General features: G+C 56.9%; 17 protein-coding genes. 9 read left to right on the top strand and 8 right to left on the bottom strand.

The features are described 5' to 3' along the window. Nucleotides 1–86: 86 nt before the first annotated feature. The 5 genes from cmoB to IM299_RS03515 are packed head-to-tail and all read right to left on the bottom strand — an operon-like array spanning nucleotide 87 to nucleotide 3,668. The gene (cmoB, locus tag IM299_RS03535) at nucleotides 87–1,058 is read right to left on the bottom strand and encodes a tRNA 5-methoxyuridine(34)/uridine 5-oxyacetic acid(34) synthase CmoB (protein ID WP_028013632.1); all 972 of its coding nucleotides are present in this window, start codon (nucleotides 1,056–1,058) and stop codon (nucleotides 87–89) included. Next, complete coding sequence (gene cmoA, locus IM299_RS03530; RefSeq protein ID WP_193357064.1) at nucleotides 1,055–1,798, bottom strand: carboxy-S-adenosyl-L-methionine synthase CmoA; 744 nt, start codon at nucleotides 1,796–1,798, stop codon at nucleotides 1,055–1,057. The genes cmoB and cmoA overlap by 4 nt, the downstream gene beginning before the upstream one ends. A 40-nt stretch (nucleotides 1,799–1,838) precedes the next feature. Beyond that, the gene (locus tag IM299_RS03525; RefSeq protein WP_028013630.1) at nucleotides 1,839–2,234 is read right to left on the bottom strand and encodes an MAPEG family protein; all 396 of its coding nucleotides are present in this window, start codon (nucleotides 2,232–2,234) and stop codon (nucleotides 1,839–1,841) included. A 52-nt stretch (nucleotides 2,235–2,286) separates the two neighbouring features. Further along, entirely contained in the window at nucleotides 2,287–3,105 is an 819-nt protein-coding gene (locus IM299_RS03520) for a DUF72 domain-containing protein (RefSeq protein WP_048956525.1), read from the bottom strand. Beyond that, entirely contained in the window at nucleotides 3,102–3,668 is a 567-nt protein-coding gene (locus tag IM299_RS03515; RefSeq protein WP_041909443.1) for a hydrolase, read from the bottom strand. Before IM299_RS03515 ends, IM299_RS03520 begins: the two co-directional genes overlap by 4 nt. A gap of 264 nt (nucleotides 3,669–3,932) precedes the next feature. Between IM299_RS03515 and aspS the strand changes: the two genes are divergently transcribed. The 6 genes from aspS (at nucleotide 3,933) to ruvB (ending at nucleotide 9,188) form a co-directional block, all read left to right on the top strand. Further along, nucleotides 3,933–5,705, top strand: coding sequence for an aspartate--tRNA ligase (gene aspS / locus IM299_RS03510; protein WP_028013627.1), 1,773 nt, complete (start codon nucleotides 3,933–3,935; stop codon nucleotides 5,703–5,705). Nucleotide 5,706: 1 nt separating this feature from the next. Next, nucleotides 5,707–6,150 (top strand): dihydroneopterin triphosphate diphosphatase, encoded by a 444-nt coding sequence (nudB, locus tag IM299_RS03505; RefSeq protein ID WP_041909447.1) that lies wholly within the window; start codon nucleotides 5,707–5,709, stop codon nucleotides 6,148–6,150. A 27-nt stretch (nucleotides 6,151–6,177) separates the two neighbouring features. Continuing rightward, on the top strand, nucleotides 6,178–6,918 hold the full coding sequence (locus IM299_RS03500; RefSeq protein ID WP_003859747.1) for a YebC/PmpR family DNA-binding transcriptional regulator: 741 nt from the start codon (nucleotides 6,178–6,180) through the stop codon (nucleotides 6,916–6,918). A gap of 34 nt (nucleotides 6,919–6,952) precedes the next feature. Then, entirely contained in the window at nucleotides 6,953–7,474 is a 522-nt protein-coding gene (ruvC, locus tag IM299_RS03495) for a crossover junction endodeoxyribonuclease RuvC (RefSeq protein ID WP_003859749.1), read from the top strand. An 80-nt stretch (nucleotides 7,475–7,554) separates the two neighbouring features. Next, nucleotides 7,555–8,169, top strand: coding sequence for a Holliday junction branch migration protein RuvA (gene ruvA / locus IM299_RS03490; RefSeq protein WP_061097873.1), 615 nt, complete (start codon nucleotides 7,555–7,557; stop codon nucleotides 8,167–8,169). 8 nt (nucleotides 8,170–8,177) lie between these two features. Next, entirely contained in the window at nucleotides 8,178–9,188 is a 1,011-nt protein-coding gene (gene ruvB, locus IM299_RS03485) for a Holliday junction branch migration DNA helicase RuvB (protein ID WP_028013623.1), read from the top strand. Between the two features lie 52 nt (nucleotides 9,189–9,240). Here the strand turns inward: ruvB and znuB are convergent, their stop codons facing one another. Both znuB and znuC read right to left on the bottom strand, forming a co-directional pair. Next, nucleotides 9,241–10,026: a zinc ABC transporter permease subunit ZnuB gene (znuB, locus tag IM299_RS03480; protein ID WP_041909449.1), complete on the bottom strand. Its 786-nt coding sequence runs from the start codon at nucleotides 10,024–10,026 to the stop codon at nucleotides 9,241–9,243. Then, a complete protein-coding gene (gene znuC, locus IM299_RS03475) occupies nucleotides 10,023–10,778 on the bottom strand; it encodes a zinc ABC transporter ATP-binding protein ZnuC (protein WP_028013621.1) in 756 nt (251 codons plus the stop codon). Before znuC ends, znuB begins: the two co-directional genes overlap by 4 nt. Before the next feature lie 77 nt (nucleotides 10,779–10,855). Between znuC and znuA the strand changes: the two genes are divergently transcribed. The 3 genes from znuA (at nucleotide 10,856) to lpxM (ending at nucleotide 14,227) form a co-directional block, all read left to right on the top strand. Beyond that, entirely contained in the window at nucleotides 10,856–11,800 is a 945-nt protein-coding gene (gene znuA / locus IM299_RS03470; protein ID WP_047363007.1) for a zinc ABC transporter substrate-binding protein ZnuA, read from the top strand. Nucleotides 11,801–11,815: 15 nt separating this feature from the next. Beyond that, nucleotides 11,816–13,135 (top strand): murein DD-endopeptidase MepM, encoded by a 1,320-nt coding sequence (gene mepM, locus IM299_RS03465; protein WP_028013619.1) that lies wholly within the window; start codon nucleotides 11,816–11,818, stop codon nucleotides 13,133–13,135. A gap of 120 nt (nucleotides 13,136–13,255) precedes the next feature. Further along, complete coding sequence (gene lpxM / locus IM299_RS03460; RefSeq protein WP_028013618.1) at nucleotides 13,256–14,227, top strand: lauroyl-Kdo(2)-lipid IV(A) myristoyltransferase; 972 nt, start codon at nucleotides 13,256–13,258, stop codon at nucleotides 14,225–14,227. 80 nt (nucleotides 14,228–14,307) lie between these two features. On the opposite strand, the gene IM299_RS03455 is transcribed toward lpxM, so the two are convergent. Next, nucleotides 14,308–14,794: integrase core domain-containing protein (locus tag IM299_RS03455; protein ID WP_193357063.1), on the bottom strand; the 487-nt coding region annotated here is incomplete at its 5' end.

The following is a 14,794-nucleotide window of genomic DNA, read 5'->3' as shown; positions in this document are numbered from 1 at the left end:
CAATATGATGCTTGCTTGTACCAGGCCCCTGCAATTTCAACAGGGGCCTTTTTTTATCCCCTCACCCCACGGGGGAGAGGGAAAAACTACGGCTTGGTCGCAATCAACACCGCACGCATCGGTGCAGGATAGCCTTCAACGGTTTTGCTGTGGTCGGCCGGGTCGAGGAACTGCTCCAGCGATTCGGTGATCATCCAGTCGGTGCGGCGCTGCTCTTCGATAGACGTTACGCAAACATCGGCAATGCGCACATCCACAAATCCGCATTTCTCCAGCCAGTTTTTCAGCGCCAGCGCGGACGGGATGAAGTAAACGTTGCGCATCTGCGCGTAGCGATCGCCCGGCACCAGAACCGCATGCTCATCGCCTTCAATCACCAGCGTTTCCAGCACCAGCTCGCCGCCGCTGACCAGCTGATCTTTGAGCTGCCACAGGTGTTCAAGCGGGGAACGACGATGATACAGCACGCCCATCGAGAAGACGGTATCGAACGCTTTCAGGGCAGGGAGCTGCTCTATGCCCAGCGGCAGCAGGTGCGCGCGCTGGTCGTTGCCGAGCAGTTTTCGCACCGCCTCAAACTGGCACAGGAAGAGCTGCATCGGGTCGATGCCGACCGCCAAATGGGCTCCCGCGCCAATCATGCGCCACATGTGGTAACCGCTGCCGCAGCCTACGTCCAGAATGGTGCGCCCGGTCAGGTCGGAAAGGTGCGGCAGTACGCGATCCCACTTCCAGTCTGAGCGCCACTCGGTATTGATGTTCACGCCGTACAGCGAGAACGGCCCTTTGCGCCACGGCATTAAATTACGCATCAGCGTTTCGATGCGGTTGATCTGCCCGGCAGGGAGCGGCTCTGCGCTTTCCGCCGTCACGCTGTGCAGTAAATCCAGACGATGCGGCGTCAGCTCCGGCAGATACTCCACGGCATTTGACCACTGCTTTAACAGGCCGTGCTGCTGATCGCGCTGCCAGGCGGCAATCTGCGCCGGCAGGGTCTCCAGCCAGTGGGAAAGATGGTTTTTAGCAATCAGTTGATAAAAGTTGCTGAATTCAATCATGCGGCATCCCCGGCTTTTAGCGCCACCAGAGAGCCAAAGTTAAAGCACTGGAACCACAGTTCGCTGTGCTCAAAGCCGGCTTTGTGCAGGCGCGCTTTATGGGTTTCCACAGAGTCCGTCAGCATCACGTTTTCCAGCATGCTGCGCTTCTGGCTGATCTCCAGCTCGCTGTAGCCGTTCGCCCGTTTGAAATCGTGGTGCATGTTGAACAGCAGCTCGCCTACTTTGGCATCCTCAAAGCTGAATTTTTCAGAAAGCACCAGCGCGCCGCCGGGATTCAGCCCCTGGTAAATTTTGTCCAGCAGCAGCTGGCGGTCTTCAGGCACCAGGAACTGCAGGGTAAAATTCAGCACTACCATCGAGGCGTTGTTAATCTCGATCTCGCGGATATCGCCTTCCACCACGTCCACCGGAACGGGGGCTTTGTACGCGTCAATATGGCGACGGCAGCGTTCCACCATAGCCGGGGAGTTATCGACGGCAACGATTCGGCAGCCATCGTGATGAATGTTACGACGTACCGACAGCGTTGCCGCGCCGAGCGAGCAGCCCAGGTCATAGACCTGCGTACCGGGTTGAACGAAGCGCTCAGCCAGCATACCGATCATAGAGATAATATTGGAATAACCGGGAACAGAGCGCTGGATCATATCCGGGAAGACTTCGGCTACCCTTTCATCGAAGGTCCAGTCGCCCAGGCTGGCGATAGGCGTGGAAAAAAGCGTGTCGCGATCTGACATAACGTAAAAATCCGGGAAAAATAAAGTGGCGTATTGTGCGCTAATGGAGGGAGAAAACCAACTCCCACGGCATATACCACAGGTTAGCCAGCACCATCAGCAAAAGCGAACACCAGGTCGCGCTCATGCCGGAACGACGCCAGCGGAATAAACGGTGGTGAAAGCCGTAATAATGCATTAACCGGCCAGCAATAAGCATCAGGCCACAAATATGCACCATCCAGGTTTCCGCGCCATTCATCTCCATAAACAGCAGCAGGATGAGAGCAACGGGAATGTATTCCACCGCATTACCGTGAATGCGAATAGCGCTTTGCAGTTCGGAGAAACCGCCGTCGCCGTAAGAGACGCGGTACTGCATCCTGAGGCGCACAACATCAAATGAAAATTTAATCAGCAGTAACGCACCTAACACCGCATACAGCGCGCTGACCATACTAACTCCCTGTTTTTTGGCAGATGGCACTTCACTATGATAGGGGGTGATATCAGAAAAGAGAAGATTGTTGTGGGATGGAAGGGACGCTGCCCACGGACGGCACCGCGGCCTGCAAGGCCTGCCACAGAGCATCGACCAGTTCGGGCGCCTGAGCAATATCCGGCGTGTGCAAAAAGAGGTACGGCGTGGTGGTGTGCTCCCAGCTCGCGAGTTTTTGCAGCCAGACGGCGAACATCGCCTGATTTTGCTGCATATTGTCGCTGCCGATGAACCTGACCATCGGGTTCTGTGCGGTCACGATGGCGTGGACCGGCACTTTCGGTTTTTTACGCTGAGCATCAACGATGGCCTCGTTATGCGGTACCGCGCTGTGCACCGGACGACTGTCGAGGATCACCCGGTTAACGGAACGATCCAGCAGGCCCCGGTTGAGCGCTTTTTCGGCTTCGCCTTTCGCAAAGAAGTCCTGGTGTCGGACTTCCACGCCGTAGGTGAATTCGCGGGGCAGGGCATCCAGGAACTGCCACAGGGCGGGCAAATCGCGCGGGCCAAACGTGGCGGGAAGCTGGAGCCAGTATTGTCCAATTCGGTTCGCCAGCGGCGACATGCGCGTGAAAAATTCTTCCGTTAAGTCCCCGCAGTTGCGCAGCGCGGCCTGGTGGGAAATGGTCGCCGGAAACTTAAAGCAGAAACGGAAATCGTCCGTTGTTTGCTCCCGCCAGCGTTCGACTATCTCGGCTTTGGGCAGCGCATACAGCGTGGTGTTACCCTCGACGCAGTTAAAGTGTCGGGCATACTCTTCAAGGCTGGTAATGCCCAGGCGCACCCATTTCGGGTGCGACCACTGGGGCAGGCCCACGTACATCATAGCGCGCTTAAAATCTCATCCGTGCTGCGCACGCGTCCGATGCGCGGGAAGATATGGGTCATGCTGCCCTGATGCTGCTCCGCGGAAGCCGCGCTGCAGGCATCTTCAGCAATCACCAGATTAAAGCCCAGCTCCCAGGCGTTACGGGCTGTCGATTCCACGCCGATGTTGGTGGATATGCCGCACAGAATAATGGTGTCGATACCGCGGCGGCGAAGCTGCAGCTCAAGGTCGGTCCCGTAGAACGCGCCCCACTGGCGTTTAGTTACTTCGATATCGCTGTCGCGTTTGCCCAGCGACACCGGGTACGTCCACCAGTTTTCCGGCAGGGCATGTGCGGGCGCCTGGGCATCAACGGGCTGTTTTAACGCCTCGGCGAAATCAGCGGACCAGCCGACGCGTACCATGACCACAGGGGCACCGCTGGCGCGGCACTTCTCGGCCAGGCGAGCGGTGCGGCTGACGACTTCATCCGCTGCGTGTGGGCCACCGGCGAAGGGCAGGATCCCTTCCTGTAAATCAATCACAACAAGCGCGGTTTTGCGGGCATCAAGTGTTAACATCGTCACTCCAGGTAAATTAATCACTTCCGTAACACCTTACGACGTGATGACCTGTTATCGGTCGGATAATTTTGTTAATTTTTGTGAGAATGCGCAATAAGAGTGCAGCAAACGACCGTCTGGCGGTGGTTCGCTCTTATCGTCCGGCGGAATTTCCAGTATAATAGCCGCCTTTTTTCATCCAGTTGTGACATACAGAAAGCTGCGACATAGTAGCCTGCATACCAGGCGACATTTAGCCTGCGGCTAATTAAGGGATATCTCATGCGTACAGAATATTGCGGGCAGCTGCGTCAGTCCCACGTCGGACAGCAGGTCACCCTGTGTGGTTGGGTCAACCGTCGTCGTGATCTTGGTAGCCTTATCTTCATCGATATGCGCGACCGTGAAGGTATCGTTCAGGTGTTCTTCGACCCGGATCGCGCAGATGCGCTGAAGCTGGCCTCTGAGCTGCGTAATGAGTTCTGCATTCAGGTCACCGGCACCGTGCGTGCGCGTGACGAAAAAAACGTTAACGCAGACATGGCGACGGGCGCTATCGAAGTGCTGGCGTCCGATCTGGTTATCATCAACCGTGCCGAAGCGCTGCCGCTGGACTCCAACCACGTCAACACTGAAGAAGCGCGTCTGAAATACCGCTACCTGGATCTGCGTCGTCCGGAAATGGCTCAGCGCCTGAAAACCCGTGCGAAAATCACCAGCCTGGTGCGTCGCTTTATGGATGACCACGGTTTCCTCGATATTGAAACCCCGATGCTGACCAAAGCGACGCCGGAAGGCGCGCGCGATTACCTGGTGCCATCCCGCGTCCACAAAGGCAAATTCTACGCGCTGCCGCAGTCACCGCAGCTGTTCAAACAGCTGCTGATGATGTCCGGCTTCGACCGCTATTATCAAATCGTTAAGTGCTTCCGCGACGAAGACCTGCGCGCTGACCGTCAGCCAGAATTTACCCAGATCGATGTGGAAACTTCCTTCATGACCGCCGAACAGGTGCGTGAAGTGATGGAAGCCCTGGTGCGTAGCCTGTGGAACGACGTGAAGGGCGTTGAGCTGGGCGATTTCCCGATCATGACCTTCGCCGAAGCGGAACGTCGCTACGGCTCCGACAAACCAGACCTGCGTAACCCGATGGAGCTGGTGGACGTGGCTGACCTGGTGAAATCCGTTGAGTTCGCGGTATTCGCGGGACCGGCTAACGATCCGAAAGGCCGCGTGGCTGCCCTGCGCGTACCGGGCGGCGCGGCGCTGAGCCGTAAGCAGATTGATGACTACGGCAACTTTATTAAGATCTACGGCGCGAAAGGTCTGGCCTATATTAAAGTGACCGAGCGTGCGAAAGGTCTGGAAGGGATCACCAGCCCGGTGGCGAAATTCCTGAACGCGGACATCGTGGAAGCGATCCTTGAGCGCACCGGCGCGCAGGATGGCGACATGATCTTCTTCGGCGCAGACAACAAGAAAGTCGTTGCGGATGCGATGGGCGCGCTGCGTCTGAAGCTCGGCAAAGACCTGAACCTGACCGACGAAAGCAAATGGGCGCCACTATGGGTTATCGACTTCCCGATGTTTGAAGACGACGGTGAAGGCGGCCTGACCGCGATGCACCACCCGTTCACCTCGCCAAAAGAGATGACGGCGGCAGAGCTGAAAGCGGCGCCGGAAGAGGCAGTGGCAAACGCTTATGACATGGTTATCAACGGCTATGAAGTGGGCGGCGGCTCCGTGCGTATTCACAGCGGTGAAATGCAGCAGACCGTGTTCGGCATTCTGGGTATTAACGAGCAGGAACAGCGCGAGAAGTTTGGCTTCCTGCTGGACGCCCTGAAGTACGGTACGCCGCCGCACGCGGGTCTGGCCTTCGGTCTCGACCGTCTGACCATGCTGCTGACCGGCACCGATAACATTCGTGACGTTATCGCCTTCCCGAAAACCACTGCCGCAGCGTGTCTGATGACCGAAGCGCCAAGCTTTGCCAACCCGGCAGCGCTGGCCGAGCTGGGCATTGAAGTGGTGAAGAAGGAAGAGAAAAACTGATATGGCATATAAGCTTCCCGTTTCTGTCCTGGTGGTCATTTATGCAGAAGACACGAAGCGGGTGCTGATGTTGCAGCGGCGCGATGACCCTGAATTCTGGCAGTCGGTTACCGGCAGTCTGGAAGAGGGGGAGACCGCGCCGCAGGCCGCCGCGCGTGAAGTAAAGGAAGAGGTCACCATTGACGTTGCTCATGAGCAACTGACCCTGAAGGACTGTCAGCGCACGGTGGAGTTTGAAATTTTTAGCCATTTACGTCATCGCTATGCGCCGGGCATTGAGCGCAACACGGAGTCGTGGTTCTGTCTCGCGCTCCCCCATGAGCGGGAGATCGTGTTTACCGAACACCTGAACTACCGCTGGGTGAACGCGGCGGATGCCGCCGCACTGACCAAGTCGTGGAGCAACCGGCAGGCGATTGAAGAATTTGTAATTAACGCGGCCTGAGAAGGCGCGATTTTTGGAGAACTTTTTATGGCAGGTCATAGTAAGTGGGCCAACACTAAACACCGTAAAGCGGCACAGGATGCCAAGCGCGGTAAGATCTTTACCAAAATCATTCGCGAGCTGGTGACAGCAGCGCGTCTGGGCGGCGGCGACCCGGCTTCTAACCCACGCCTGCGCGCGGCGGTAGATAAAGCGCTGTCTAACAACATGACGCGTGACACCCTGAACCGTGCTATCGCACGCGGCGTGGGCGGGGATGAAGACGCGAACATGGAAACCATCATTTATGAAGGTTACGGCCCTGGCGGTACTGCGGTGATGGTTGAATGCCTGTCTGACAACCGTAACCGTACCGTTGCGGAAGTGCGCCACGCGTTCACCAAAACCGGTGGTAACCTGGGCACTGACGGCTCCGTAGCTTACCTGTTCAGCAAAAAAGGCGTCATCTCTTTCGAGAAAGGCGACGAAGATGCGATCATGGAAGCGGCGCTGGAAGCGGGTGCGGAAGACGTGGTGACCTACGATGATGGTGCCATTGACGTCTACACCGCGTGGGAAGAGATGGGTGCCGTGCGCGATGCGCTGGAAGCGGCGGGCCTGAAAGCGGACAACGCTGAAGTCTCCATGATCCCGTCCACCAAAGCGGATATGGATGCAGAAACCGCACCGAAACTGCTGCGTCTGATCGACATGCTCGAAGACTGCGACGACGTGCAGGAAGTGTACCACAACGGTGAAATCTCTGATGAGGTTGCAGCGACTCTCTGATGAGAGCCTGTAAACCGTTTACGGGAGACGCGTGATGTCGATTATCCTCGGGATTGACCCCGGCTCGCGCGTCACCGGGTATGGCGTTATCCGTCAGGTGGGACGCCAGCTAACCTACCTCGGCAGTGGATGCATTCGCACCAAAGTGGACGATCTGCCGTCGCGCCTGAAGCTTATTTATGCGGGCGTATCGGAGATCATCACCCAGTTTCAGCCAGACTATTTCGCCATTGAGCAGGTCTTTATGGCGAAGAACGCGGATTCGGCGCTTAAGCTCGGTCAGGCGCGTGGGGTGGCCATCGTGGCTGCGGTGAACCAGGATCTGCCGGTGTTCGAATACGCCGCGCGTCAGGTTAAGCAGACGGTGGTGGGCATCGGTAGCGCGGAGAAGAGCCAGGTGCAGCACATGGTGCGCACCCTGCTGAAGCTTCCCGCGAACCCGCAGGCCGACGCCGCCGATGCGCTGGCGATTGCGATTACCCACTGCCACGTCAGCCAGAACGCGATGCAAATGAGCGAGTCGCGGCTCAATCTGGCGCGAGGCAGGTTACGATAATCAGAAATCAGGCTGGATAAACATCCAGCCTTTTTTTATTATGTCGGCAGTTAATTTCTCCCAGAACGCAGGAGCGTCACGTGATAGGCAGACTCAGAGGCATCATCATTGAAAAACAACCCCCGTTAGTGCTGCTGGAAGTGGGTGGCGTGGGCTATGAAGTCCATATGCCGATGACCTGTTTCTACGAGCTGCCGGACGCGGGCAAAGAGGCGATTGTCTTTACCCAGTTTGTGGTGCGTGAAGACGCTCAGCTGCTGTACGGCTTTAACAACAAGCAGGAACGCACCCTGTTTCGCGAGCTGATTAAAACCAACGGTGTGGGGCCTAAGCTGGCGCTGGCGATTTTGTCCGGCATGTCCGCTCCGCAGTTTGTGAATGCCGTTGAGCGTGAAGATCCCGCGGCGCTGATTAAGCTTCCGGGCATTGGTAAGAAAACCGCAGAGCGTCTGATTGTTGAGATGAAAGACCGCTTTAAAGGTCTGCACGGCGATCTGTTCACTCCGGCTGCCGATTTGGTTCTGACTGCTCCGGGTGCGCCTGCCTCTGATGATGACGCCGAGCAGGAAGCGGTTGCCGCGCTGGTGGCGCTGGGCTATAAACCTCAGGAGGCCAGCCGGATGGTGAGCAAAATTGCCAAACCGGACGCCAGCAGTGAAACTCTGATTCGTGAAGCGCTGCGCGCTGCATTGTGAGGTAAAGGATGATTGAAGCAGACCGCCTGGTATCGGCAGGCACCCTTCAGGCAGAAGACGTGGTGGATCGTGCGATCCGCCCGAAGCTGCTTGATGAGTACATCGGCCAGCCGCAGGTACGTTCCCAGATGGAGATTTTCATCCAGGCGGCAAAGCTGCGCGGCGATGCGCTCGATCACCTGCTGATTTTTGGCCCGCCGGGGTTAGGGAAAACTACCCTGGCGAATATCGTCGCCAATGAAATGGGCGTCAACCTGCGTACCACCTCCGGCCCGGTGCTGGAGAAAGCGGGCGATCTGGCGGCGATGCTGACCAACCTTGAACCGCATGATGTGCTGTTTATCGATGAGATCCACCGCCTGTCACCGGTGGTGGAGGAAGTGCTCTATCCGGCGATGGAAGATTACCAGCTGGATATCATGATCGGCGAAGGCCCGGCCGCGCGCTCCATCAAAATCGATCTGCCGCCGTTTACCCTGATTGGCGCCACGACCCGCGCCGGGTCGTTGACCTCTCCGCTGCGCGACCGCTTTGGCATCGTTCAGCGTCTGGAGTTTTATCAGGTGCCCGATCTTCAGCACATTGTGGGGCGCAGCGCGCGCTACATGGGGCTGGATATGAGCGAAGAGGGGGCATATGAAGTGGCGAAGCGTTCCCGCGGTACGCCGCGTATTGCCAACCGCCTGCTGCGCCGCGTGCGTGACTTTGCTGAAGTGAAGCACGATGGTTCCATTTCCGCCGAGATCGCCGCCCAGGCGCTGGATATGCTGAACGTCGATGCTGAAGGCTTTGACTATATGGACCGCAAACTGCTGCTGGCGGTGCTGGACAAGTTCTTTGGCGGGCCGGTCGGGCTGGATAACCTGGCGGCGGCAATTGGCGAAGAGCGTGAGACGATTGAAGATGTGCTGGAACCGTATCTGATCCAGCAGGGCTTCTTACAGCGTACCCCACGTGGTCGTATGGCGACGGTGCGGGCGTGGAATCATTTCGGTATTACGCCGCCCGCGATGCCGTAAGTAGCGATAAATTGTAGCCCCGGTAAGCGAAGCGCCACCGGGGACATGCTCACTACTGCGCGGTCTTTTTCATCATACTGAAAACAAACAACACCGCCGCGCTCAAGACCACCGACGGTCCGGCTGGCGTGTCATAAAACGCCGAAAAGGTTAACCCGCCCGTGACGGCGATCATCCCGATAACCACCGCGATACCGGCCATCTGCTCTGGCGTACGTGCAAAACGGCGCGCCGTGGCGGCAGGGATAATCAGCAGCGACGTGATGATCAGTGCCCCGACAAACTTCATTGCCACACCAATCGTTAACGCCGTAACCAGCATCAGCAGCAGCTTCACGCGCTGCAGCTTCACGCCGTCGACGAAGGCTAAATCCGGGCTGACGGTCATTGCCAGTAAATTCCGCCACTGCCACAGCAGAATACCCAGTACCACCACCACGCCAATGGCGATCGCGATGAGATCGTCAGGCGTCACGGCCAGCAGATCGCCAAACAGGTAGGCCATCAGGTCAACGCGGATATTTGACATCAGGCTAACAACGACCAGACCCAGCGACAGCGCGCTGTGCGCCATGATGCCAAGCAGCGTATCAATCGCGAGGTGAGGACGCTTCTCCAGCCAGACCAGACCGGCCGCCAGCAGCAGCGTGACCACAATCACCGCGTAAAAGGGATTCACATCCAGCAGCAAACCAAAGGCAACGCCCAGCAGCGACGCATGCGCCAGGGTATCACCGAAGTAAGACATTCTGCGCCACACCACAAACGAGCCGAGTGGACCTGCGGCGCAGGCAAGCATAACCCCGGCCAGCCAGCCGGGCAGTAACAGTTCAATCATGAGTGTCCATTTCCCCGACGCAGAACGATTCGTCCCTGCAAATCATGGCGGTGATTATGATGATGGCGATAAATGCCAAGCTGTTCAGCGCCGCGAGGGCCGAACATGGAGATAAATTCCGGGTGCATTGAGACCACTTCAGGCGTGCCGGAACAGCAAATGTGATGGTTGAGACACAGCACTTCGTCGGTTTTCGCCATCACCAGATGCAGGTCATGGGAGACCATCAGCACGGCGCAGTTCAGTTCGCGGCGCAGCTGGTCGATCAAATCATAAAGCGCGACCTGACCATTGACGTCCACGCCCTGGGTTGGCTCATCCAGCACCAGCAGCTGCGGGCTGCTCAGCAGCGCACGGGCCAGCAAAACGCGCTGCGTCTCACCGCCGGACAGCTTCTGCAACGGCGCATCGATAAGGTGGCCCGCCTGCACGCGCTTCAGCGCCGGGAGAATATCGGCTTTTCGCGTGCCCGGACGCAAACGCAGAAAACGATTTACCGTCAGCGGCAGGGTGGCGTCCAGATGTAATTTTTGCGGCACATAGCCGATCCGCAATTTTTCCTCGCGCGTGATTACACCTTCATCCGGTGTAACCAGACCCAGCACCACGCGCACCAGAGTGGATTTACCTGCGCCATTGGGGCCGAGCAGCGTCAGAATTTTTCCGGGCTTGAGATCCAGCGATACGTCAGAGAGGACGCGGCGCTGGCCAAAGGAGACCGAAATATTGTCGAGAGAAACCAGAGTCGTCATGTCAATTTAAGCTTGAAGAAGTCAACGAATGTTATAATATCACATTCCACGCATTCACTACGATGATTAGTCGCATTATGTTACATAAAAATACGCTTCTTTTCGCAGCATTATCCGCTGCCCTTTGGGGAACAACCGCACAAGATGTTAACGCTGCCGTTGTTGCTTCGCTTAAACCGCTTGGATTCATCGCGTCGGCCATTGCCGATGGGGTAACGGAAACCCAGGTTCTGCTCCCTGACGGTGCCTCAGAGCATGACTATTCTCTGCGTCCGTCTGATGTAAAACGCTTACAAAACGCAGACTTAGTTGTCTGGATTGGTCCGGAGATGGAAGCATTCATGCAGAAATCCGCCAAACAGATTGCTGATGAAAAACAGGTCGCGATTTCCGGGCTTTCCGGCGTGAAACCGTTGCTCATGAAAGGGGCGGATGATGACGGTGACGAACATGACCATCACGCTGCAGAGGGTGAAAAAGGTGATGGAGATCACCATCACGGCGAGTACAACATGCATCTCTGGCTATCCCCAGAGATAGCGCGGCTTTCAGCGGTTGCAATCCATGACAAATTAGTGGAACTTATGCCGCAAAGTCGAGCCAAACTAGACGCCAACCTGAAGGATTTTGAGGCACAATTAGCCGCAACCGATAAGCAGGTAGGTAATGAGCTCGCACCGTTGAAAGGAAAAGGGTATTTCGTTTTTCATGACGCCTACGGCTACTACGAAAAACACTACGGCCTGACCCCGCTTGGGCACTTTACCGTTAACCCTGAAATTCAACCTGGTGCGCAGCGTTTACATGAAATCAGAACACAGTTGGTTGAGCAGAAAGCGACATGCGTTTTTGCTGAGCCACAGTTCAGGCCAGCGGTCGTAGAAGCCGTGGCCAGGGGAACATCCGTGCGCATGGGAACCCTTGACCCGCTAGGTACGAATATCCAGTTGAGCAAAGCGAGCTATTCGCAGTTCCTCAGCCAACTGGCGAACCAGTATGCGAGCTGCCTGAAAGGAGATTAACGAGGAAGTGAATACGTGCAACAGATAGCCCGCTCTGTCGCCCTGGCATTTAACAATCTGCCTCGACCCCACCGCGTTATGCTGGGGTCGCTTACAGTTCTCACCTTAGCGGTCGCCGTCTGGCGGCCCTATGTTTACCACCCGAGTTCTGCCCCTATCATTAAAACCATCGAGCTTGAAAAGAGCGAGATCCGCTCTTTGCTGCCTGAAGCCAGCGAGCCTATCGACCAGGCCGCTCAGGAAGATGAAGCTATCCCTCAGGATGAACTGGACGATAAAACCGAGAACGAAGCGGGGATCCACGAATACGTTGTCTCTACCGGTGACACGCTGAGCAGCGTGCTCAACCAGTACGGTATCGACATGGGCAATATCAGCCAGCTGGCCGCTGCGGATAAAGACCTGCGTAACCTGAAAATCGGGCAACAGCTCTCCTGGACATTAACGGCGGATGGCGATCTTCAGCGTTTGACCTGGGAAATGTCCCGCCGCGAAACCCGCACCTACGACCGCACTGCAAACGGTTTCAAAATGACCAGTGAAATGCAGAAAGGCGACTGGGTTAACAGCGTGATGAAAGGTACCGTGGGCGGAAGCTTTGTTTCCAGCGCCCGTGATGCGGGCCTGACCAGCGGTGAAATCAGCGCGGTGATCAAAGCCATGCAGTGGCAGATGGATTTCCGTAAGCTGAAGAAAGGCGATGAGTTTTCCGTCCTGATGTCCCGCGAAATGCTGGACGGCAAGCGCGAGCAGAGCCAGCTGCTGGGGGTGCGTCTGCGCTCCGAGGGAAAAGATTACTACGCCATTCGCGCTGAAGATGGCAAGTTCTATGACCGCAGCGGTACGGGCCTTGCGAAAGGCTTCCTGCGTTTCCCGACGGCGAAACAGTTCCGCGTCTCCTCTAACTTTAACCCGCGTCGTCTGAACCCGGTTACCGGGCGCGTTGCGCCTCACCGCGGGGTAGACTTCGCGATGCCGCAGGGCACGCCGGTGCTGTCCGTTGGCGATGGCGAAGTGGTGATGGCAAAACGCAGCGGTGCTGCGGGTTATTACGTGGCTATCCGTCACGGTCGGACCTATACCACCCGCTATATGCACCTGCGCAAGCTGCTGGTCAAACCGGGGCAGAAAGTGAAACGCGGTGACCGTATCGCGCTCTCCGGCAACACCGGACGCTCTACTGGCCCGCATCTGCACTATGAAGTGTGGATCAACCAGCAGGCCGTGAACCCGCTGACGGCCAAACTGCCGCGCACCGAAGGCCTGACAGGTAAAGATCGTTCCGATTACCTGGCGCAGGCGAGAGAGGTGATACCGCAGCTGAGCTTAAACTAAGCTCTCTGTTTTGTGAAAAAAGCCGGTGTCAGCATGCGCCGGCTTTTTCTTTTGTGCGTGGGCGACTGCCTCGCTACACTATCTGAATAATTTTTTGCGTCACCAGACCCTGGAACCAGCATGGAAACAAAAAAAAATAATATTGAATACATTCCTGAGTTTGAAAAATCCTTTCGACACCCGCGCAACTGGGGCGCCTGGCTGGGGGTTTACACCTTTGCGGGCATCGCTATGCTGCCTGCCGCGCTGCGCGATCCCGTACTGGGAAAAATTGGCCGTCTGGCCGGACGTTTAGGTAAAAGCGCGCGTCGTCGTGCGCAGATCAACCTCTATTACTGTTTTCCTGAAAAAAGCGATGCCGAGCGCGAGGCCATCATCGACGCGATGTATACCACCGCACCGCAGGCCATGGCGATGATGGCGGAGCTGGCGCTGAAAGGACCGGAAAAAATCATCGACCGCGTTGACTGGAAAGGGCTGGAAATCATCGACGAAATGCGTCGCAATGATGAGAAGGTCATTTTCCTCGTGCCCCACGGCTGGGGCGTGGATATCCCGGCAATGCTGATGGCTTCCCAGGGGCAGAAAATGGCGGCGATGTTCCATAACCAGGGCAATAAAATCTACGATTTTGTCTGGAATACGGTACGTCGTCGTTTTGGCGGACGTTTGCATGCGCGTAACGACGGCATCAAGCCGTTTATTCAGTCGGTACGTCAGGGGTACTGGGGCTACTATCTGCCGGACCAGGACCACGGACCCGAGCACAGCGAGTTTGTCGACTTCTTTGCGACCTACAAAGCCACGCTCCCCGCGATTGGGCGCCTGATGAAGGTCTGTCGCGCCCGCGTGATCCCGCTCTTTCCGGTTTACGACGGTAAAACGCATCGTCTGAGCATTGAAGTCCGTCCGCCGATGGACGATCTGCTGACCGCGGACGATCGCACCATCGCGCGCCGCATGAACGAAGAGGTGGAGCTGCTGGTGGGGCCGCATACCGAACAGTACACGTGGATACTGAAGCTGCTGAAAACGCGGAAGCCGGGAGAGACGGAGCCCTATAAGCGTAAAGAGCTTTACCCGAGGAAATAGAAAACCTTCATCTTGTCCCTCTCCCCTTGTACAGTCCGGGGACATGGTAGACAGGTGTTCGGGGACATGGTGAACACTTTTTAACATCCTTTACCCATGGTGATCGACTTTTTCTTCAGGTCGATCACCCCCACTTTCGTGCTGTACCACCACACCTCGTAGCAGCCGTCATCCTGCGTCTCCCTCAGCCCGACCCGTTCTCCCCTGAACGCCTTGCCTGCGCTCAGACTGACACCCTCTATGCTCAGCTTTCCGCTGACATCCACTTTCCTGACCTTCACCCCTTCATCGTATTCAGGTGGCGTTACGCTGCCGCTGTACTGCCGGGCAGACGGCTGATAACGCGAGGCCGGTACCGCCATATCCAGCGCCTCGTGCGGGCGTTCAAGGTTGTACACCGTGCGCCAGTGATCGAAAGCGCGCTGCAGCTCACCGCTGTCCGCGAACCATTTTCCCTGCAGCACTTCCGACTTCAGGCTGCGGTGAAAACGCTCCAGCTTGCCCTGCGTCTGCGGATGATAAGGCCGGGAGTGCCCCACCCGGATACCGTGGCGCATCAGCCACAGC

The sequence above is a fragment of the Enterobacter cloacae complex sp. P47BA genome (assembly GCF_014930485.1).
GTDB lineage: Bacteria > Pseudomonadota > Gammaproteobacteria > Enterobacterales > Enterobacteriaceae > Enterobacter > Enterobacter bugandensis.
The sequence above is the reverse complement of the archived record's forward strand: the minus strand, read 5'-3'. Positions and strand labels throughout refer to the sequence as shown.

Excerpts from the sequence above, each read along its gene's own strand:
- cmoB (WP_028013632.1), bottom strand. The coding sequence starts at position 1,058 with ATGATTGAATTCAGCAACTTTTATCAACTGATTGCTAAAAACCATCTT.
- cmoA (WP_193357064.1), bottom strand. The coding sequence starts at position 1,798 with ATGTCAGATCGCGACACGCTTTTTTCCACGCCTATCGCCAGCCTGGGC.
- IM299_RS03525 (WP_028013630.1), bottom strand. The coding sequence starts at position 2,234 with ATGGTCAGCGCGCTGTATGCGGTGTTAGGTGCGTTACTGCTGATTAAA.
- IM299_RS03520 (WP_048956525.1), bottom strand. The coding sequence starts at position 3,105 with ATGATGTACGTGGGCCTGCCCCAGTGGTCGCACCCGAAATGGGTGCGC.
- IM299_RS03515 (WP_041909443.1), bottom strand. The coding sequence starts at position 3,668 with ATGTTAACACTTGATGCCCGCAAAACCGCGCTTGTTGTGATTGATTTA.
- aspS (WP_028013627.1), top strand. The coding sequence starts at position 3,933 with ATGCGTACAGAATATTGCGGGCAGCTGCGTCAGTCCCACGTCGGACAG.
- nudB (WP_041909447.1), top strand. The coding sequence starts at position 5,707 with ATGGCATATAAGCTTCCCGTTTCTGTCCTGGTGGTCATTTATGCAGAA.
- IM299_RS03500 (WP_003859747.1), top strand. The coding sequence starts at position 6,178 with ATGGCAGGTCATAGTAAGTGGGCCAACACTAAACACCGTAAAGCGGCA.
- ruvC (WP_003859749.1), top strand. The coding sequence starts at position 6,953 with ATGTCGATTATCCTCGGGATTGACCCCGGCTCGCGCGTCACCGGGTAT.
- ruvB (WP_028013623.1), top strand. The coding sequence starts at position 8,178 with ATGATTGAAGCAGACCGCCTGGTATCGGCAGGCACCCTTCAGGCAGAA.
- znuB (WP_041909449.1), bottom strand. The coding sequence starts at position 10,026 with ATGATTGAACTGTTACTGCCCGGCTGGCTGGCCGGGGTTATGCTTGCC.
- znuC (WP_028013621.1), bottom strand. The coding sequence starts at position 10,778 with ATGACGACTCTGGTTTCTCTCGACAATATTTCGGTCTCCTTTGGCCAG.
- znuA (WP_047363007.1), top strand. The coding sequence starts at position 10,856 with ATGTTACATAAAAATACGCTTCTTTTCGCAGCATTATCCGCTGCCCTT.
- lpxM (WP_028013618.1), top strand. The coding sequence starts at position 13,256 with ATGGAAACAAAAAAAAATAATATTGAATACATTCCTGAGTTTGAAAAA.